This window comes from Streptomyces sp. XH2, assembly GCF_049725035.1.
Classification (GTDB): Bacteria; Actinomycetota; Actinomycetes; order Streptomycetales; family Streptomycetaceae; genus Streptomyces; species Streptomyces roseoverticillatus.
On record NZ_JBMMMZ010000017.1, the window covers coordinates 1 to 18,401 of the forward strand.

Here is an 18,401-nt window from a genome sequence, read left to right on the forward strand (position 1 = left end):
ACCAGGGGCCGCGTCTGGCCGCTGCGGGGGTGTTCACCGCGAACCGTGTCAAGGCGGCGCCGGTGCTGTGGTCCCAGCAGGTCGTCAGGGGCGGGCAGGTCTCCGCCGTGGTCCTGAACTCCGGTGGCGCCAATGCCTGTACCGGTCCTGAGGGCTTCCAGGACACTCATGCCACCGCCGAGAAGGCGGCCGAGGTGCTGGGGCACAGCGCCGGGGAGATCGCGATCGCTTCCACGGGTCTGATCGGTGTCCGGTTGCCGATGGACAGGCTTCTTCCCGGTATCGAGAAGGCCGCGGCCGGGCTCTCCGCGCACGGCGGGGAGAAGGCGGCCATCGCGATCAAGACGACCGACACGGTCCACAAGACCGCCGTCGTCCAGGGCGAGGGCTGGACGGTGGGCGGGATGGCCAAGGGTGCGGGGATGCTCGCCCCGGGCCTGGCCACCATGCTCGTCGTCCTCACCACCGACGCCGACATCGACACCGCAGGCCTCGACACCGCACTGCGTTCCGCTACGCGGACGACGTTCGACCGGGTGGATTCCGACGGCTGCATGTCGACCAATGACACGGTGCTGCTGCTGGCCTCCGGCGCCTCCGGCGTCACTCCCGTCCAGGAGGTGTTCGCGGAGGCGGTGCGGGAGGTGTGTGATGACCTGGCGCGTCAGCTGATCGGTGATGCCGAGGGGGCGAGCAAGGACATCCGTATCGAGGTGATCAACGCCGCGAGTGAGGACGACGCGGTCGAGGTCGGGCGTTCCATCGCCCGCAACAACCTCCTCAAGTGTGCTCTGCACGGTGAGGATCCGAACTGGGGGCGTGTGCTGTCGGCCATCGGCACCACGTCCGCGGCTTTCGACCCGGACAAGCTCAACGTGGCCATCAACGGCGTGTGGGTCTGCCGCAACGGCTCCGTCGGCGACGACCGCGACCTCGTCGACATGCGCTACCGGGAGGTCCGCATCACCGCCGACCTCGCCGAGGGCTCCGAGACCGCCGTCATCTGGGCCAACGACCTCACCGCCGACTACGTCCACGAGAACAGCGCGTACTCCTCATGACGACCACGGACAGCACGACCACGGACAGCGCGGGCCCGACCCGTAAGCACACCGCCCTCCCCAAGGCCCGCATCCTCGTCGAGGCGCTGCCCTGGCTGACGCGGCATCACGGTAAGACCGTCGTCATCAAGTTCGGCGGCAACGCCATGGTCGACGACGAGCTCAAGGCCGCCTTCGCCCAGGACGTCGTCTTCCTCCACCACGCCGGACTGCGCCCCGTCGTCGTGCACGGCGGCGGCCCGCAGATCAGCGCCCAGCTCGACCGGCTGGGCCTCACGTCGGAGTTCAAGGCCGGCCTGCGCGTCACCACGCCCGAGGCCATGGACGTCGTCCGCATGGTCCTCGCCGGACAGGTGCAGCGCGAACTCGTCGGGCTGCTCAACGAGCACGGCCCGCTCGCCGTCGGGATGACGGGCGAGGACGCCCACACCATGACCGCCACCAAGCACTACGCCGAGATAGAGGGCGAGCGCGTCGACATCGGCCGCGTCGGCGAGATCACCGGCATCGACACCGGCGCCGTCCAGGCCCTGCTCGACGACGGGCGCATCCCCGTCATCTCCTCCATCGCCCGCAGCGCCGACGACGCCGACGCCCACGGTGTCTTCAACGTCAACGCCGACACCGCGGCCGCCGCGCTCGCCGCGGCCCTCGGCGCCGAGACGCTCATGGTCCTCACCGACGTCGAGGGCCTGTACGAGGACTGGCCGCACAGCGACGAGGTCATCAGCCGGCTCACCGCGAGCGAACTGGAGGCGCTGCTCCCGGACCTGGCGAGCGGCATGGTGCCCAAGATGCAGGGCTGCCTGCACGCCGTGCGCAACGGCGTCACCACGGCCCGCGTGATAGACGGCAGGGTCCAGCACTCGATCCTGCTGGAGATCTTCACGGACGAGGGGATCGGCACGATGGTCGTGCCCGACGAAGCGGTGAACGAGCCGGAGGGGAAGCAGCAGTGAGCAACGCGGAACTCACCCGGCGCTGGCAGGGCGCCCTGATGGACAACTACGGCACCCCGCGCGTCCCCCTGCTCCGCGGCGAGGGCAGCACGGTCTGGGACGCCGACGGCAAGCCCTACCTCGACCTCGTCGGCGGCATCGCCGTCAACGCCCTCGGCCACGCCCACCCGGCGGTCGTCCGGGCCGTGTCGGACCAGATCGCCACCCTCGGCCACGTCTCCAACCTCTTCACCGCCGAGCCGACGGTCGCCCTCGCCGAGCGGCTGCTCGGCCTGGCCGGCCGGCCGGGGCGCGTGTACTTCTCCAACTCGGGCGCGGAGGCCGTCGAGGCGGCCTTCAAGATCGGGCGGCGGACGGGGCGGCCCCACATGGTCGCCGCCACCGGCGGCTTCCACGGCCGTACGATGGGCGCGCTGGCCCTCACCGGCCAGCCCGCCAAGCAGGACCCCTTCCTGCCGCTCCCCGCCGGCGTCACCCACGTCCCCTACGGGGACGAGGACGCACTCCGGGCGGCCGTCACCACCGACACCGCGCTCGTCGTGCTGGAGCCCGTCCAGGGCGAGGGCGGCGTCATCGTCCCGCCCCCCGGCTACCTGGCAGCCGCCCGCGAGATCACCCGCGCCACCGGCACCCTCCTCGTCCTGGACGAGATCCAGACAGGTATCGGCCGTACGGGCCACTGGTTCGAACATCAGGCACAGGGCGTCGAGCCCGACGTCGTCACCCTCGCCAAGGGCCTCGGCGGCGGCCTGCCCATCGGCGCGACCCTCGCCTTCGGCCCGGCGGCCGACCTGCTGACACCCGGTCAGCACGGCTCCACCTTCGGCGGGAACCCCGTCGCGTGCGCCGCCGCCCTGGCCGTCATCGACACCCTGGAGACCGAGGGGATCCTCGCCCGCGTGGCGGCTGCGGGGGAGCGGCTGCGTGACGGGATCGCTGCGCTCGGGCACCCCCTGGTCGACCGTGTCCGTGGCGCGGGCCTGCTGCTGGGTATTGTCCTTTCCGAGCCCCTTGCACCGAAGGTGCAGCAGGCAGCACAGGACGCCGGCCTTCTGGTGAACGCGGTCGCACCCGACGTGGTGCGTTTGGCCCCGCCGCTGGTCATCACCGAAGATGAGGTGGAAACGTTCCTCCGGGCACTGCCGGGTGTCCTGGACGCCGCTGCTCCCGGGGAACGACGAAGCGGAGACTGACGAGACGATGACCCAGGCGCAGGAGCCGGAGCAGTTCCACGGCGGACAGGCCGTACCGCAGACCCGTACCGCCCGCCACCGCCGGATCGTGGACATCCTCGGCCGGCAGGCGGTCCGGTCGCAGAGCCAGCTCGCCAAGCTGCTCGCCGACGACGGCCTGTCCGTCACCCAGGCGACGCTCTCCCGCGACCTCGACGAACTGGGCGCGGTCAAGATCCGCAACACCGGGGGCGAGCTGATCTACGCCGTCCCCTCCGAGGGCGGCGACCGCACTCCCCGGGCCCCGCTCGGGGAGTCCGCGACCGAGGCGCGCATGGCGCGCCTCGCGGGCGAGCTGCTGATCTCGGCGGAGGCCTCGGCCAACCTCGTGGTCCTGCGCACCCCGCCGGGCGCCGCCCAGTTCTTCGCCTCGGCGATCGACCAGGCGGGCGTCCACGAGATCATCGGCACCATCGCGGGCGATGACACGGTGATGCTCATCAGCCGTGACCCCAAGGGCGGCCAGGCGCTCGCGGACCACCTCCTGAGGCTGGCTCAGAAGGAGCGCTGACGAGCCGTCCGGACGCGTCCGCGGGCCTCCGCGGGCGTGAACTCGCCGCCGGTGTGGGCAGGATGACGAGGGGCGCAGGGCGTCGGCCTCGTGAACACCGGCCCAACAACAGGCATGGGGCGAGGGAGGACACATGCTGGCGATCCGCGCGGCGAAGCTCTTCGACGGGATAGGCCCGGGGACCGTCGAACGGCCCGCGGTGCTGGTGGAGGGCGGGCGGATCACCGGCGTGGTGCCCGGTGGGAGCGTGCCCGCGCGGGCCCGGCTCGTGGACCTGGGGGAGGCGACGCTGCTGCCCGGGTTCGTGGACACTCACGTCCACCTCGCCTTCGACGCGAGCGAGGACGCCGTCGGCCGGCTGCGGCGCGCCGGCGACGAGGAGCTGCAGGGCCGCATGCGGGCCGCGGCCCGCGCGACCCTCGCCGCGGGGGTGACGACCGTGCGCGACCTGGGGGACCGGGGCTATCTGGCGCTGCGGATCCGGGAGGAGACCGCCAAGGACCCCACGGCCGGGCCCACCGTGCTCGCCTCCGGCCCGCCCCTGACCACCGCCCGTGGCCACTGCTGGTTCCTCGGCGGGCAGGCCGAGGGCGTCGACGCGATCCGGGCGGCCGTACGCGAACGGGCCGGGCGCGGCGTCGACGTCGTGAAGGTGATGGTGACCGGCGGCGACCTCACGCCCGGCTCGGACCCCTTCCACGTGCAGTACGGCCACGCCGAGCTGCTGGCCGCCGTGCGCGAGGCGCACCGGCACGGCCTGCCGATCACGGCGCACGCGCACTCCGCCGCCGGCATCGCCGACGCCGTGGCCGCCGGGTTCGACATGGTCGAGCACTGTTTCTTCGTCACCGAGATCGCCGACGAGAACGACGGGACCGACCCCGGCGTGAACTACGACCGGCGGGTGCTCGACGACATGGTGCGCCTCGGCGTGGTCGCCTCCCTCACCCTGGGGTCGCTGCCGGGCGGCCCGCCGCCCCCGCCGAGGATCGCCCGCCGCATGCCCGGCCTGGTCGCCGGGCTGGCGGCGATGCGCGAGGCGGGGGTGGGGGTGGTGTGCGGCAGCGATTCGGGGATCTTCCCGGTCAAGGCCCACGGCAGCCACCCGTACAGCGTCGCGGCCATGGTGGAGACGGGCTTCACCCCGCTGGAGGCGCTGCGCGCGGCGACCTCGGCCGCGGCCCGCGCCTGCGGCGTCGCCTGCCGCAAGGGCTGCATCGCCCCCGGCTTCGACGCGGACCTCGTGGCCGTGGCCGGGGACCCGCTCGCCGACATCACGGCCGTCCACGCGGTGACCGCGATCTTCAGGGAGGGGACGCGGGTCCCCCTGCCGTAGCGGGCGCGGCCGCGCGCATCCGCGGGGAAGGCCCGGAAACGACGGAAGCCGCTCCCTCGCTGTGCGAGGAAGCGGCTTCCGACCTGCGATGTTCGCTGGTCGGGACGGCGGGATTTGAACCCACGACCCCTTGACCCCCAGTCAAGTGCGCTACCAAACTGCGCCACGTCCCGGTGCCCGTCCCTCCCGGGTTTCTTCCCGGTGGGGCGTGCAGAAAGAAAATATCCTGTTTGGCGGCGTGATCCAAATTCGGGGTCCGGGGTCCCGTCCGAGTGACCGGACCGCCACGCAAAGCAACACCGGAAGGGCATTGACGAACCATACGGTGGAGTGCATAGTTATACCCATCAGCGAATGCATCGTAAGGAGAAACCAGTGACCGAGCGCGTCGTACTCGCCTACTCCGGGGGCCTGGACACCTCCGTCGCCATCGGCTGGATCGCCGAGGAGACGGGCGCCGAGGTCATCGCCGTTGCCGTGGACGTCGGCCAGGGTGGCGAGGACCTGGACGTCATCCGCAAGCGCGCGCTCGCCTGCGGTGCGGTGGAGGCGGAGGTCGCCGACGCCAAGGACGAGTTCGCCGAGGAGTACTGCCTCCCGGCGATCAAGGCCAACGCCCTCTACATGGACCGGTACCCGCTGGTCTCCGCCCTCTCCCGGCCCACGATCGTCAAGCACCTGGTGGCCGCCGCGCAGAAGCACGGCGCCACCACCGTCGCCCACGGCTGCACCGGCAAGGGCAACGACCAGGTGCGGTTCGAGGCCGGCATCTCCTCCCTCGCCCCCGAGCTGAAGTGCATCGCCCCCGTCCGGGACTACGCGATGACGCGAGACAAGGCCATCGCCTTCTGCGAGGCCAAGGGCCTGCCGATCGCCACCACCAAGAAGTCCCCGTACTCCATCGACCAGAACGTCTTCGGCCGGGCCGTCGAGACGGGCTTCCTGGAGGACATCTGGAACGCCCCGATCGAGGACGTCTACGACTACACCGCCAACCCGGCCACCCCCCGTGAGGCCGACGAGGTGATCATCACCTTCGAGCGGGGCGTCCCGGTCGCGATCGACGGCAAGCCCGTCTCCGTGCTGCAGGCGATCCAGCAGCTCAACGAGCGGGCCGGCGCGCAGGGCGTCGGCCGGCTCGACATGGTCGAGGACCGGCTCGTGGGCATCAAGTCCCGGGAGATCTACGAGGCGCCCGGCGCGATCGCGCTGATCACCGCCCACCAGGAGCTGGAGGCCGTCACGGTCGAGCGCGAGCTCGCCCGGTACAAGCGACAGGTCGAGCAGCGGTGGACCGAGCTCGTCTACGACGGCCTGTGGTTCTCCCCGCTCAAGCGGGCCCTGGACGGCTTCATCGCCGAGGCCAACGAGCACGTCTCCGGCGACATCCGGATGACGCTGCACGGCGGCCGGGCCGTCGTCACGGGCCGGAAGTCCGAGAAGTCGCTCTACGACTTCAACCTCGCCACGTACGACACGGGCGACACCTTCGACCAGTCGATGTCGAAGGGCTTCATCGAGATCTTCGGCCTGTCGAGCAAGATCGCGGCGAAGCGGGACCTGGCCCACTAGCCCGCGCCCGGACCGATGTTCTCCCGCCTCCCCGGCCCGCCGCGGCCGGGGAGGCCCCAGCACCGCGCCACGCAGAGGAGCAGCACGATGACCACGGGACCGCAGAGCCAGTCCGCCGGCGGCGACGTACGTCTGTGGGGCGGCCGGTTCGCCGACGGCCCTGCCGAGGCCCTGGCCAAACTCTCGGCCTCGGTCCACTTCGACTGGCGGCTCGCCCCGTACGACATCGCCGGCTCCCGCGCCCACGCCCGCGTGCTGCACAAGGCCGGGCTGCTCACGGAGGACGAGCTGCAGCGGATGCAGGGCGGCCTCGACCGGCTGGAGGAGGACGTCGCCGCCGGCACCTTCACCGGCACCGTCGCCGACGAGGACGTGCACACCGCCCTGGAGCGCGGCCTGCTGGAGCGGCTCGGCCCCGACCTCGGCGGCAAGCTGCGCGCCGGGCGGTCCCGCAACGACCAGGTCGCCACGCTCTTCCGGATGTACCTGCGCGACCACGCCCGGATCATCGGCGGGCTGATCGCCGACCTCCAGGAGGCGCTCGTCGGCCTCGCCGAGGCGCACCCGGACGTCGCCATGCCGGGCCGCACCCACCTGCAGCACGCCCAGCCGGTGCTCTTCGCCCACCACGTGCTCGCACACGTCCAGGCGCTGTCGCGGGACGCGGAGCGGCTGCGGCAGTGGGACGAGCGCACGGCGGTCTCGCCGTACGGCTCGGGCGCGCTCGCCGGGTCCTCCCTCGGGCTGGACCCGGAGGCGGTCGCCGCCGACCTCGGCTTCGAGCGCGGCTCCGCGGGCAACTCCATCGACGGGACGGCCTCGCGGGACTTCGTCGCCGAGTTCGCCTTCGTGACGGCCATGATCGGCGTCGACCTGTCGCGCATCGCCGAGGAGGTCATCATCTGGAACACGAAGGAGTTCTCCTTCGTGACCCTCCACGACGCCTTCTCGACCGGCTCGTCGATCATGCCCCAGAAGAAGAACCCGGACATCGCCGAGCTGGCGCGCGGCAAGTCCGGGCGGCTCATCGGCAACCTCACCGGGCTGCTCGCCACGCTCAAGGCCCTGCCGCTCGCGTACAACCGCGACCTGCAGGAGGACAAGGAGCCGGTCTTCGACTCCTGCGACCAGCTGGAGGTCCTGCTCCCGGCCTTCACCGGGATGATGGCCACCCTCACGGTCAACCGCGCCCGGATGGAGGAACTGGCCCCCGCCGGTTTCTCGCTGGCCACCGACATCGCCGAGTGGCTGGTCAAGCAGGGCGTGCCGTTCCGTGTGGCGCACGAGGTGGCGGGGGAGTGCGTCAAGGAGTGCGAGGCGCGGGGCATCGAGCTCGACGGGCTCACCGACGAGCAGTTCGCCGCGATCTCCCCGCACCTGACGCCCGAGGTCCGCTCGGTCCTGAGCGTGCCCGGCGCGCTGGCCTCGCGCAGCGGGCGGGGCGGCACCGCGCCGTCCGCGGTCGCGGTCCAGCTCGGCGAGGTCAAGGCGGACCTGGCGGTCCAGCGGGAGTGGGCGGAGGCCAAGCGCGGCTGAGCCCCCGGCCCCGGCTCGACCTGAGACGACGATAACCTGAATGAGACGCGAACGTCTCATTCGGGTTATCGTCGTCTCATGAGTGTTGACCGGGACCATGTGCTGAAGGAGGCCGCCGCCCTGCTCACCCGCAAGGCGACCGCCTCCATGGACGAGATCGCCAAGGCCGCGGGGATCGGCCGCGCCACCCTCCACCGCCACTTCGCCGGGCGCGACGCGCTCGTGCGCGCCCTGGAGGAGCTGGGCATCCAGCAGTTCGAGCAGGCCCTGGACGCGGCCCGGATCGAGGAGGGCGACGCGGCCGGCGCCGTCCGCCGCCTGATCGACGAGGCCGAGCCCGTCGCCGGCATGCTCGCCTTCCTCTTCACCGAGAACCAGCTCTACGAGAACGGCACCAACGAGGGCTGGAACCGGCTCGACACCCGCGTCCAGCAGCTCTTCCGCCGCGGCCAGGAGGACGGCTCCTTCCGGCTCGACCTCACGCCCGCCTGGCTCACCGAGGCCCTCTACGGCCTGATCGGCACCGGCGCCTGGGCCGTCCAGGACCGGCGCGTGGCCGCCAAGGACATGCCCCGCATGGTCGCCGAGCTGCTCCTGGGCGGCGCCGAGCGAAGGACCGGGACCGAGCGAAGGACGAAACGGTGACCGGAACCACCGGCAGCCCCCTGACCACGGAGGCCCCTGCCGGGACGCCCCGACCCGGACGCTGGCTCGCGCTCGCCGTCCTTGCCCTGGCCGTCCTCCTCGTCGCCGTCGACGCGACCGTCCTCGGTCTCGCGACGCCCTTCCTCAGCGAGGACCTGCGCCCGTCCGGCACCCAGCTGCTGTGGATCGGCGACGTCTACTCGTTCGTCATCGCCGGACTCCTGGTCTCCATGGGCAGCCTCGGCGACCGCATCGGCCGCAAGAAGCTCCTGCTGACCGGCGCGGTGGCCTTCGGCGCCGTCTCCGTGCTGAACGCCTACGCCACCAGCCCCGAGATGATGATCGCGGCCCGGGCCCTGCTGGGCGTCGCGGGCGCGACGCTGATGCCGTCCACGCTCGCCCTGATCCGCAACATCTTCCACGACCCCAAGGAGCGCAGCCTGGCCATCGGCATCTGGGGTGCCATGGCCTCGGCGGGCGCCGCGGTGGGCCCGGTCGTGGGCGGCTTCCTGCTGGGCCACTTCTGGTGGGGCTCGGTCTTCCTGATCAACCTGCCGGTGATGGCCGTGCTGGTGCTCGTCGGCATCAAGCTGCTGCCCGAGTCGCGCGACCCGGCGCCCGGCCCGTGGGACCTGCTCAGCGTGGTGCTGTCCATGACCGGCGTCATCGCCGTCGTCTACGCGATCAAGGAAGGGGCGACGCACGGAGCGCGCTGGGACGTCGCCGCGGCCGCGGCCGTCGGAGTCGCCGCGCTGGTGTGGTTCGTCCGCCGCCAGCTCACCCTGCCGTCGCCGCTGCTGGACATGCGCCTCTTCCACCACCGGGGCTTCTCCGGCGCGGTGCTGGCCGACCTGCTGACCGTCCTCGGCCTGTCCGGCATGGTCTTCTTCCTGTCGCAGTTCCTCCAGCTCGTCCAGGGGCGCAGCCCGCTGGAGGCGGGGCTCGCCGAGCTGCCGGCGGCGATCGGCGCGGTCACGGCGGGGCTCCTCGCCGGGCGGGCCGCCCGGCGGTTCTCGGTGCGCTCGGTCGTGGCCGGCGGGCTGGCGGCCATCGGCGTCGCCCTCGCGGCGCTCGTCCGGCTGCAGTCCGACACCGCCTACCCGGTGCTCGGCGCGGCCCTGCTGGTCGTGGGGGTGGGCGCGGGCTTCTCGTTCACCGTCACGGCCGACGTGATCCTCTCCAGCGTGCCCAAGGAACAGGCGGGCGCCGCCTCGGCCGTCTCGGAGACGGCGTACGAGCTCGGTGCCGCGCTCGGCATCGCGGTGCTCGGCTCGATCGTCACCGGCGTCTACCGGGACTTCACCGTCCCCGCGGGCGTGCCCGCGGCGGCCGCCGGCGAGGCCCGCGAGTCCCTCGGCGGAGCCGTCGAGTCGGCCGCGGCCCTGCCGCCCGCCCAGGGCGCGGACCTGCTCGCCTCGGCGCAGGACGCCTTCGTCGACGGCTTGCGGATCGCCTCCGGCGTCGGCGCGGTGGTGCTGCTGGCGACGGCCGTCGCCGCGTGGTTCCTGCTCCGCGGACAGAAGCTGGAGGAGGGCTACGGCGGCTGATCCGCCGCGCGGAAACGAGGCATCCAGCGCGCGGGTACGGCTGATCCGCCGTGCGGGTACGGCAAACGGAACCGTGCTCGCCGGATTGAGCCGGGCGCGGCTCACATGAGCAAAGCGCACGACGGGCCGGGGCGGCAAGCCCCGGCCCGTGTGACATATGCCGGAAACAATTTCCCTTGACGGGATCCTTATGCGCGGGCAACGATCACGACCACTGGTCGACATTGTCGAACGTGGTTCGGTTTACGACAGCGGTTTTCCGCCGTCCCGTTGCCAAAGGACACCCCCCCCATGCGCCTCCGCAGAACGGTCAGACTCCTGCTCGCCGCCGCGGCCACCGCGGCCCTGGGCCTCACGGGCCTCGCCGCCTCCCCGGCCTCCGCCTCCGTCCTCGACATCCCGCCGAAGGGCGCCAACGACTGGTCCTGCAAGCCGGACTCGGCCCACCCCGAGCCCGTCGTGCTGGTCAACGGCACCTTCAAGCTCATGGCCGAGAACTGGTCCGCGCTCTCCCCGAAGCTGAAGGAGGCGGGCTACTGCGTCTTCGCCTTCAACTACGGCAACCTGGAGACCGCCCCGATCCCGCAGGCGGCGGCGGAGCTGCGTGACTTCGTGGAGGCCGTGCGGGGCGCCACGGGTGCGAAGAAGGTCGACCTCGTCGGTCACAGCCAGGGCGGCATGATGCCGCGCTACTACGTGAAGTTCCTGGGCGGCGCGGACAAGGTCGACGACCTCGTCGGCATCGTCCCGTCCAACCACGGCACGAAGAACCCGCTGGCCGTCGCGGCCGGCTGGACGATCTGCCCGTCCTGCGTCGACCAGCAGTGGGGCTCGGACTTCATGAAGAGGCTCAACGAGGGCGAGGAGGCGCCGGCGGGCCCCGACTACACCGTCGTCTCCACCCGCTACGACGAGGTCGTCGTCCCCTACACCAGCGCCCTGCTCAACGGCCCGGCCGAGCGCGTCACCAACGTCGTGCTGCAGGACAAGTGCAAGCTCGACCCGTTCATGCACGACCAGGCCACCAAGGACCCGGTCGTCGCCCAGTGGGTCCTCAACGCACTGGGGCGCAAGGGCCCGGCCGACCCGGCCTTCCAGCCCGCCTGCATCAGCCTGGGCTAGCCGCGCCGCGGCCGGGAGCGACGGCGCGGGCGTCGCGTCAGGCGGCCTTCGAGGCCCTGGCCTTGGTCGCGTAGACGTCCACGTACTCCTGGCCCGACAGGCTCATGACTTCGCTCATCACCTCGTCGGTGACGGCGCGCAGGATGTAGCGGTCGCGGTCCATGCCCTCGTAGCGGGAGAAGTCCAGCGGCTCGCCGAAGCGCACCGTCACCGGGGCGAGGTGCAGCATGCCCTTGCCGCCCGGCTGGACCTTGTCCATGCCGACCATCGCGAACGGCACCACCGGCGCGCCCGTCATCAGCGCGAGGCGGGCGATGCCGGTGCGGCCGCGGTAGAGCCGGCCGTCGGGGGAGCGGGTGCCCTCGGGGTAGATGCCGAAGACCCGGCCCTCGTCGAGGATCCGGCGGCCGGTCATCAGCGCCGCGACACCGCCGTGGCCGCCGTCGCGGTCCACCGGGATCATGCCGGAGCTGCGGAAGAACCAGGCCATGAGCCGGCCCTTGACCCCCTTGCCCGTGACGTACTCGTCCTTGCCGATGAAGAACACCTGCCGCTTGACCACCAGGGCCAGGAACAGCGAGTCGACGAAGGTCACGTGGCTGCCCGCGAGGATGACCGGCCCGCTGCCGGGGATGTTCTCCGTGCCCTCCACCTTGGGGCGGTACAGGACGCGCATGAGCAATCCGAGGAACGCCTTGAGCAAGATGCGGGACAACGGGGCCCTCCGGTCGTGATGGTCGGTGCGGCGCATGCCTGCGCAGGGGCTGACCATACTCGCCGGTATGGCCCGCGCGCACCCCGGGTAGGGGGACGCGATACGGAGTGTTGACATGAGTTTGCACGCCGTTTGACTTCCGTCTTCACAGACGGAAGTCGTACATGTTTACGATCTGCGCGTCCGACAGGTGACCGAAACCGGTGCCGGGACCCGCAAGCAAGGAGCGTTCATGGATCAGGAGCAGCGGCCGGGCAGGCGCACCCTTCTGGGGGCCGCAGCGGCCCTCGGCGCGGGAGCGGTCGTCCTCGGCGGCGGAGCGGGCACGGCGGCGGCCGCGACCCCCGCCCCGGCGGCGCAGGGCCGCGGCGGCGGCACGGCCGGCGGTTCGTACAAGGACCTGCCGGTGCCGACCGTCATCGGCCACCGGGGCGCCTGCGGCTACCGCCCCGAGCACACCCTCGGCTCCTACCAGTTCGCCCTCGACAACGGCGCGGACGTCATCGAGCAGGACGTCGTCCCCACCAAGGACGGGCACCTCGTCTGCCGGCACGAGAACGACATCACGGCCACCACGGACGTCGCCTCCCGCCCGGAGTTCGCCTCCCGCAAGACGACGAAGACCGTCGACGGCGAGGCCCACACCGGCTGGTTCACCGAGGACTTCACGCTCGCCGAGCTCAAGACGCTGCGCGCCAAGGAGCGCATCCCCGGCAACCGGCAGCACAACACCCTCTACGACGGCGTGTGGCAGGTGCCCACCTTCGAAGAGGTCCTGAAGTGGGCCGACGAGCAGGGCCGCAAGCGCGGCCGGCGCATATGGCTGCACGTCGAGACCAAGCACCCCACCTACTTCCGCAAGGCCGGCCTCGGCCTGGAGGAGCGGCTCGCCAAGCTGCTGCGCCGCTACAACCGCTCGGGCCGCAACGGTTACACCTTCCTGCAGTCCTTCGAGCCGAGCAGCCTCCAGCGGCTGGGCCGGCTGGGCGTCGACTGCCCGAAGGTGCTCCTGCTGGACGACCTCACGACGCAGCCGTGGGACTTCGTCGAGGCCAAGGACCCCCGGACGGTCGCCGACCTCATCACGCCCAAGGGCCTGAAGTGGGTCTCCGGCTTCGCCCAGGGCATCGGCCCGTGGCTGAACCTCATCATTCCGCGGGACAAGAACGACAAGCTGACCAAGCCGACGACGCTGGTGCGGGACGCGCACGCAGCGGGGCTGATCCTGCACCCGTACACCATGCGCAACGAGAACAGCTTCCTGCCGGCGGACTTCCGGCGCGGCACCGACCCCAACGGGTACGGCGACGCGCTCGCGGCGTTCAAGACGTACTTCGCCACCGGGATCGACGGCATCTTCTCGGACAACTGCGACACCGCTGCGCTGGCGCGCAACGCGTTCTCGAAGGGCTGACCCACTGAGGCCGGTCCGGCACCGCCGGGCCGCGCCGCAGTGGTTGCTCGCCGTTGCGGCGGGAACGTGTTTCTGCGCGGCAGACCATCGTTTCCGCCGCAACGGCGCTCAGCCACCGGAGAGGCGTCCGGCGGTGCCGATGTCGCCTCACGCCGTACGGCGTCGACAGCCGCGGCAAGCGGAACCGTGCCGCCACCCGGACGGGTGATAACCCGCAACACCGGCAACCGGCGCGGCAAGCGCACACGTCCCGCACCGCATGACGCAGAGCGATCTCCTGACCCGGCTGAGCCCGCTGCTCAAAGCGGAGTGCGCCGCCGAGGCGGCCGCGGTCGCCGGGACCGACGCCGCCGACCTCGAGCAGGGCGTCTGGGTGCGGCTGCTCAGTGACAGCCGCACCATCGTCTCCGCGGCCCGGCTGCGGGCGACCGTCAGAGCGGAGGCCCGTGCCGCGCGCCGGCAGGCCCGGCGCGAAGTGCTCTACGACCCCACCCACGCCGAGCCGCCGTGCGCCCCCGACGCGGGCGTCGAACAGCAGGTGCTCGCTGCCGAAGAGGGCCGTGCGCTGCGCGCCGCCGTGCGCCGCCTGCCCGGCCGGTGCCCCCGCCTGCTGGCGGCCCTGCTGTCCCGTAAGGACCCGACCTACCGAGAAATCGCAGGCGAGTTGGGAATGTCACAAGGATCTTTGGGGCCGGTACGTTCCCGTTGCCTGGGATGCCTGCGCAGAATGCTGACGGCGGAGGTTGCGGCTCCTGAACCCTGGGGAAAGGAGCGGTAGACAGCCGGCGCCACGGAGGCGGCGTGCACCCGCGACGGCTCCTGTCAGTGCGGATCAGGGCGGACCGAACCGAAAAGGGGAGGCGTGGGCACATGGGCATGAGCGTGACCATCTCTGCGGCGACCGATCACGACGCCGAGCAGATCCTCAAGCTCCAGTACCTCTGTCATCAGGGCGAGGCCGAGCTCTACGGCGACTACTCCATCGCACCGCTCACCCAGTCCCTCGCCGGGCTCCGCGCCGAACTGGCGGCGGGCTGCGTGCTGGTGGCCCGGCTGGGGGACGAGGTCGTGGGCTCGGTGCGCGGCACGGCCGGCCCGGAGGGCACGGCGGTGATCTCGGGGATGATCGTGCACCCCCGCATGCAGCGGCACGGCCTGGGCGGGCGGCTGCTCGCCGCGGTCGAGGCCCGGCTGGCGGAGGAGGGCGCCACCCGCTTCCGGCTCGCGACCGGGCACCGCAACGAGGGGAACCTGCGCCTGTCCCGCAAGTGGGGGTACGCGCAGGTCGCCACCGAGCAGGTCACGCGCAAGCTGACGCTGGTGACGATGGAGAAAGAGCTGAAGGAGCAGCAGGAGCAGCGGGAGAAGGCGCCCGGCGCCCGCGACGGCGCCGCCGAAGCGGCGCTCGCGACGAGCTTCTAGCCGGCCTGTGGCTGCGCCGCGCGGCGCAGCCACACCATCGCGGTCACCGGCAGGATGACCGGGATGAAGAGGTAGCCCATGCCGTAGTCCGACCAGACCGTGGCGTCGGGGAAGGCGGACGGCGCGACGAGCGTCCACGTGCCGACGACGAGGACGCCGGCGAGCTCCGCGGCGCAGCACACGAGGGCCGCCCTGCGGGCCGCGGGGCCACCGCGGACGAGGGAGTACGTGATGAAGGCGTACACCACGGCGGCGACGGCGGACAGCACGTAGGCCAGCGGTGCCCGGCCGAAGTCCAGGATCATCTGGACGATGGAGCGGGAGGCCGCGGCGACGGTGAAGACGCCGTAGAGCCACACCAGCAGCCGGCCCGGGCCCTCGCCGAGGTTGAAGCCCGGCCCCGCGGGGGTGGTCGGTTCGGTCACGGTCAGCCTCCCCAGATGTCGTAGAGCCGCACTTCGAGCACGGCGAGGATGACGCCGCCGGCCGCCACGGTGGCCGAGCCCCAGCGGGTGCGCTCGGCGAGCGACATGAAGCCGGCGGCGGGCACGGCCGCGGCCGAGCCGATCAGGTAGGCCAGGAAGATGGCGGTGCCCTGCTCGGGCTTGTCGCCGCCGGCCAGCCGCACCACGCCGATGACGAGCTGGGCGACCGCCAGGACGGACACCACGGCCATGCCGATGAAGTGCCAGTCCTTGGTGGACTGGTCGCGGGAGAAGGCGAAGCCGCACCAGGCGGCGAGCGCGAGGGCGGTCACGCCGACCGCGAGCGTCAGCGCGTCGATCACCGTGGCCACCGCGCTGCCGGGGCGTGCGGATGGGGCTGGACAAGCATGGGACGACTTTAATGGCCCGTCCCGGGGGCACCGCGCTCGGCCCCGCACCGGGCGCCGCCGGCTCGTGGCCTTGACCACACCGGGGAGCGCGCCGCGCGGAGGAGGGGACTCGTCGCGGGTGGCCTCCGGGCGCGTTCGCGCAGGTCACCGGCGGTCGCCTAATGGCTTGAAGATCACTTATCGAAGGGTGGCGTGTCCATGTACTGGCCTTCCGTGTCCGCTATTCGGACAGGCTTGGCCGACTCGTACGCCTGTCTGTTTTACTTCCCTGCATGACCACGACGAGCAGCCGCACCTGTGCGACCGAGGCGATGACGACGCCCGGCGCTGCTCGTTGCATGTGTCGAATGTGTGACTGCTGAGGGCCCCCGTTCCGTGCCTCGCGCCCCGAAGCGAGACCCGTAGAGCCCGCGTCCCGCGTCCCACCGGACCGGACCGGAAGGCTCAGCCCCGCGTCACCAGGACCCCCCGAAGCCGCGACCCCGCTCGCGCCCGCCGGGGCACCCTATGCCGCGCTCCGCAATGAATGCCCGTGCCCGGCCGCCTCACCGCCGCGCACTCGACAGTGACGGAAACCCCTGTGATCACCACTACGGGCCTGACAAAGGTCTACCGCTCACGCGGCCGCGAGGTCACCGCCCTCGACGGCGTCGACCTCCACGTGCGGGAGGGCGAGGTGTACGGCGTCGTCGGTCAGAGCGGCGCCGGAAAGTCGACCCTCATCCGCTGCGTCAACCTCCTGGAACGGCCCAGCTCCGGCACGGTCACCGTGGCGGGCCAGGACCTCACCGCCCTCGCCGGGCGCGGCAACCGCGCCGGGGCCGAGCTCCGTAAGGCGCGCAGCCGCATCGGCATGGTCTTCCAGCACTTCAACCTGCTGTCCTCGCGGACCGTGCAGTCCAACATCGAGCTGCCCCTGGAGATCCTCGGCGTCTCCGGTAAGGAGCGCGAGCGCAAGGCCCTCGAACTCCTCGACCTCGTCGGCCTCGCCGACAAGGCCAAGGCCTACCCCGGCCAGCTCTCCGGCGGCCAGAAGCAGCGCGTGGGCATCGCCCGCGCCCTCGCCGGCGACCCCAAGGTGCTGCTCTCCGACGAGTCGACCTCCGCGCTCGACCCGGAGACCACCCGCTCCATCCTGCAGCTGCTGCGCGACCTCAACCAGCAGCTCGGCCTGACCGTCCTCCTCATCACCCACGAGATGGAGGTCGTCAAGACGATCTGCGACTCCGCGGCCCTGATGAAGGGCGGCCGCGTCGTGGAGTCCGGCACCGTCTCCGAACTCCTGGCCACCCCCGGCTCGGAGCTCGCGGCCGAGCTCTTCCCGGTCGGCGGCGAGCCCTCCGGCCCGGACCGCACCGTCGTGGACGTCACCTTCCACGGCGACGCCGCGACCCAGCCGGTCATCTCCCAGCTCTCCCGTACGTACAACATCGACATCTCGATCCTGGGCGCCGCGATGGACACCGTCTGCGGCAAGCAGGTCGGCCGGATGCGCATCGAGCTGCCCGGCCGCTTCGAGGAGAACGTCGTCCCGATCGGCTTCCTGCGCGAGCAGGGCCTCCAGGTCGACGTCGCCGACGTCAAGACCCCGGCGCCCGCCGACGAGCTCCTGAAGGATGGTGCCAAGTGACCTGGACCGAGATGCAGCCCCTGCTGCAGAACGCCTGTCTGGACACCCTCTTCATGGTGTGGTGGTCCACCGTCTACACCATCCTCGGCGGCCTCCCGCTGGGCATCCTGCTGGTCCTCACCGACCGCGGCGGCCTGCTGCAGAACGTCGTGGTCAACAAGGCCGTCGGAGTGGTCGTCAACCTCGGCCGCTCGCTGCCCTTCATCGTCCTCATGGTCTGGCTGATCCCCTTCAGCCGCTTCGTGGTCGGCACCTCCATCGGGCCCAGCGCGGCCGTCGTGGCCCTGGCCATCGGCGCGATCCCGTTCTTCGCCCGGCTGGTGGAGACCGCGCTCCGCGAGGTCGACCACGGCCTCGTCGAAGCCGTCCAGTCCATGGGCGGCGGCACCTGGACCGTGATCTTCAAGGTGCTGCTCCCGCAGGCCCTGCCCTCCGTCATCGCGGGCCTGACCACCACCGTCATCGCCCTCATCGGCTACTCCGCGATGGCCGGCGCGGTCGGCGGCGGCGGCCTCGGAAACCTGGCCATCGTCTACGGCTACCAGCGCTCCGAGACCGGCCTGATGAACATCACCATCGTGCTGCTCATCGTCATCGTCACGCTCGTCCAGCTCGCCGGCGACCTCGCCGTGCGGACCCTCGCCCGGCGCGGCGGACGGCAGGCGGCCCCCGTGGGGCTGCGCCGTCTGTTCGCCCCGGCGCGCACCACGGCGAAGCCCGTGGCGACCGTCCCGGCGCAGGCCGAGGCGCCGGAGGCCGCCAAGGTCTCCTGACCGCAAGACTTCCTGATCGGAGCTGATCAGGCCTGGCACCGAGGGGCTCTTCGCCCCTCACCGCAGATCCACGAGCCCGGACCCTTTGCCG

Annotated in this window: 18 protein-coding genes and 1 tRNA gene; 15 read left to right on the plus strand and 4 right to left on the minus strand. The window is 71.8% G+C overall.

The features are described 5' to 3' along the window. The 5 genes from argJ to ACOTKD_RS31440 all read left to right on the plus strand — a co-directional run. A partial coding sequence (gene argJ, locus ACOTKD_RS31420; protein ID WP_424892411.1) for a bifunctional glutamate N-acetyltransferase/amino-acid acetyltransferase ArgJ occupies positions 1 to 1,061 on the plus strand: 1,061 nt, incomplete at its 5' end. Further along, on the plus strand, positions 1,058 to 2,020 hold the full coding sequence (gene argB / locus ACOTKD_RS31425) for an acetylglutamate kinase (protein ID WP_424892412.1): 963 nt from the start codon (positions 1,058 to 1,060) through the stop codon (positions 2,018 to 2,020). The genes argJ and argB, both read left to right, overlap by 4 nt. Then, entirely contained in the window at positions 2,017 to 3,213 is a 1,197-nt protein-coding gene (locus tag ACOTKD_RS31430; protein WP_424892413.1) for an acetylornithine transaminase, read from the plus strand. Before argB ends, ACOTKD_RS31430 begins: the two co-directional genes overlap by 4 nt. Positions 3,214 to 3,220: 7 nt before the next feature. After that, complete coding sequence (locus ACOTKD_RS31435; RefSeq protein WP_424892414.1) at positions 3,221 to 3,763, plus strand: arginine repressor; 543 nt, start codon at positions 3,221 to 3,223, stop codon at positions 3,761 to 3,763. Positions 3,764 to 3,896: 133 nt separating this feature from the next. Then, the gene (locus ACOTKD_RS31440; RefSeq protein ID WP_424892415.1) at positions 3,897 to 5,099 is read left to right on the plus strand and encodes an amidohydrolase family protein; all 1,203 of its coding nucleotides are present in this window, start codon (positions 3,897 to 3,899) and stop codon (positions 5,097 to 5,099) included. Positions 5,100 to 5,195: 96 nt separating this feature from the next. Here ACOTKD_RS31440 and ACOTKD_RS31445 read toward each other — a convergent pair. Further along, positions 5,196 to 5,272: transfer RNA gene (locus ACOTKD_RS31445), tRNA-Pro, on the minus strand. A gap of 202 nt (positions 5,273 to 5,474) precedes the next feature. Here ACOTKD_RS31445 and ACOTKD_RS31450 point away from each other — a divergent pair. The 5 genes from ACOTKD_RS31450 (at position 5,475) to ACOTKD_RS31470 (ending at position 11,521) form a co-directional block, all read left to right on the plus strand. Then, entirely contained in the window at positions 5,475 to 6,671 is a 1,197-nt protein-coding gene (locus ACOTKD_RS31450; RefSeq protein WP_424892416.1) for an argininosuccinate synthase, read from the plus strand. A gap of 87 nt (positions 6,672 to 6,758) precedes the next feature. Beyond that, on the plus strand, positions 6,759 to 8,207 hold the full coding sequence (gene argH, locus ACOTKD_RS31455) for an argininosuccinate lyase (protein ID WP_424892417.1): 1,449 nt from the start codon (positions 6,759 to 6,761) through the stop codon (positions 8,205 to 8,207). Between the two features lie 78 nt (positions 8,208 to 8,285). Next, positions 8,286 to 8,852, plus strand: a complete 567-nt coding sequence (locus tag ACOTKD_RS31460; protein ID WP_424892418.1) for a TetR/AcrR family transcriptional regulator — start codon at positions 8,286 to 8,288, stop codon at positions 8,850 to 8,852. After that, positions 8,849 to 10,399, plus strand: a complete 1,551-nt coding sequence (locus ACOTKD_RS31465) for an MFS transporter (RefSeq protein ID WP_424892419.1) — start codon at positions 8,849 to 8,851, stop codon at positions 10,397 to 10,399. The genes ACOTKD_RS31460 and ACOTKD_RS31465 overlap by 4 nt, the downstream gene beginning before the upstream one ends. Positions 10,400 to 10,690: 291 nt before the next feature. Further along, positions 10,691 to 11,521: an alpha/beta fold hydrolase gene (locus tag ACOTKD_RS31470; protein ID WP_424892420.1), complete on the plus strand. Its 831-nt coding sequence runs from the start codon at positions 10,691 to 10,693 to the stop codon at positions 11,519 to 11,521. 37 nt (positions 11,522 to 11,558) lie between these two features. On the opposite strand, the gene ACOTKD_RS31475 is transcribed toward ACOTKD_RS31470, so the two are convergent. Further along, positions 11,559 to 12,236: a lysophospholipid acyltransferase family protein gene (locus ACOTKD_RS31475; RefSeq protein WP_424892421.1), complete on the minus strand. Its 678-nt coding sequence runs from the start codon at positions 12,234 to 12,236 to the stop codon at positions 11,559 to 11,561. 232 nt (positions 12,237 to 12,468) lie between these two features. Between ACOTKD_RS31475 and ACOTKD_RS31480 the strand changes: the two genes are divergently transcribed. The 3 genes from ACOTKD_RS31480 (at position 12,469) to ACOTKD_RS31490 (ending at position 15,072) form a co-directional block, all read left to right on the plus strand. Beyond that, on the plus strand, positions 12,469 to 13,650 hold the full coding sequence (locus ACOTKD_RS31480) for a glycerophosphodiester phosphodiesterase (RefSeq protein ID WP_424892422.1): 1,182 nt from the start codon (positions 12,469 to 12,471) through the stop codon (positions 13,648 to 13,650). Positions 13,651 to 13,909: 259 nt separating this feature from the next. Then, positions 13,910 to 14,428: a sigma-70 family RNA polymerase sigma factor gene (locus tag ACOTKD_RS31485; protein WP_424892423.1), complete on the plus strand. Its 519-nt coding sequence runs from the start codon at positions 13,910 to 13,912 to the stop codon at positions 14,426 to 14,428. A gap of 92 nt (positions 14,429 to 14,520) precedes the next feature. Next, positions 14,521 to 15,072: a GNAT family N-acetyltransferase gene (locus ACOTKD_RS31490; protein ID WP_424892424.1), complete on the plus strand. Its 552-nt coding sequence runs from the start codon at positions 14,521 to 14,523 to the stop codon at positions 15,070 to 15,072. On the opposite strand, the gene ACOTKD_RS31495 is transcribed toward ACOTKD_RS31490, so the two are convergent. Together ACOTKD_RS31495 and ACOTKD_RS31500 are read right to left on the minus strand one after the other, a co-directional pair. Continuing rightward, entirely contained in the window at positions 15,069 to 15,497 is a 429-nt protein-coding gene (locus ACOTKD_RS31495) for a hypothetical protein (RefSeq protein WP_424892425.1), read from the minus strand. The two genes, ACOTKD_RS31490 and ACOTKD_RS31495, sit on opposite strands and share 4 nt — an antisense overlap. Positions 15,498 to 15,499: 2 nt before the next feature. After that, entirely contained in the window at positions 15,500 to 15,859 is a 360-nt protein-coding gene (locus ACOTKD_RS31500) for a hypothetical protein (RefSeq protein WP_424892426.1), read from the minus strand. A 574-nt stretch (positions 15,860 to 16,433) separates the two neighbouring features. Here ACOTKD_RS31500 and ACOTKD_RS31505 point away from each other — a divergent pair. Continuing rightward, positions 16,434 to 17,537: a methionine ABC transporter ATP-binding protein gene (locus ACOTKD_RS31505; protein WP_424892427.1), complete on the plus strand. Its 1,104-nt coding sequence runs from the start codon at positions 16,434 to 16,436 to the stop codon at positions 17,535 to 17,537. Next, positions 17,534 to 18,310, plus strand: coding sequence for a methionine ABC transporter permease (locus tag ACOTKD_RS31510; protein ID WP_424892428.1), 777 nt, complete (start codon positions 17,534 to 17,536; stop codon positions 18,308 to 18,310). Before ACOTKD_RS31505 ends, ACOTKD_RS31510 begins: the two co-directional genes overlap by 4 nt. Positions 18,311 to 18,401 lie beyond the last annotated feature (91 nt).

What these genes read in the sequence shown, in the direction of transcription:
- argB (WP_424892412.1), top strand. Translation starts at nt 1,058, where the DNA reads ATGACGACCACGGACAGCACGACCACGGACAGCGCGGGCCCGACCCGT.
- ACOTKD_RS31435 (WP_424892414.1), top strand. Translation starts at nt 3,221, where the DNA reads ATGACCCAGGCGCAGGAGCCGGAGCAGTTCCACGGCGGACAGGCCGTA.
- ACOTKD_RS31440 (WP_424892415.1), top strand. Translation starts at nt 3,897, where the DNA reads ATGCTGGCGATCCGCGCGGCGAAGCTCTTCGACGGGATAGGCCCGGGG.
- argH (WP_424892417.1), top strand. Translation starts at nt 6,759, where the DNA reads ATGACCACGGGACCGCAGAGCCAGTCCGCCGGCGGCGACGTACGTCTG.
- ACOTKD_RS31460 (WP_424892418.1), top strand. Translation starts at nt 8,286, where the DNA reads ATGAGTGTTGACCGGGACCATGTGCTGAAGGAGGCCGCCGCCCTGCTC.
- ACOTKD_RS31470 (WP_424892420.1), top strand. Translation starts at nt 10,691, where the DNA reads ATGCGCCTCCGCAGAACGGTCAGACTCCTGCTCGCCGCCGCGGCCACC.
- ACOTKD_RS31480 (WP_424892422.1), top strand. Translation starts at nt 12,469, where the DNA reads ATGGATCAGGAGCAGCGGCCGGGCAGGCGCACCCTTCTGGGGGCCGCA.
- ACOTKD_RS31485 (WP_424892423.1), top strand. Translation starts at nt 13,910, where the DNA reads ATGACGCAGAGCGATCTCCTGACCCGGCTGAGCCCGCTGCTCAAAGCG.
- ACOTKD_RS31490 (WP_424892424.1), top strand. Translation starts at nt 14,521, where the DNA reads ATGGGCATGAGCGTGACCATCTCTGCGGCGACCGATCACGACGCCGAG.
- ACOTKD_RS31505 (WP_424892427.1), top strand. Translation starts at nt 16,434, where the DNA reads ATGCCCGTGCCCGGCCGCCTCACCGCCGCGCACTCGACAGTGACGGAA.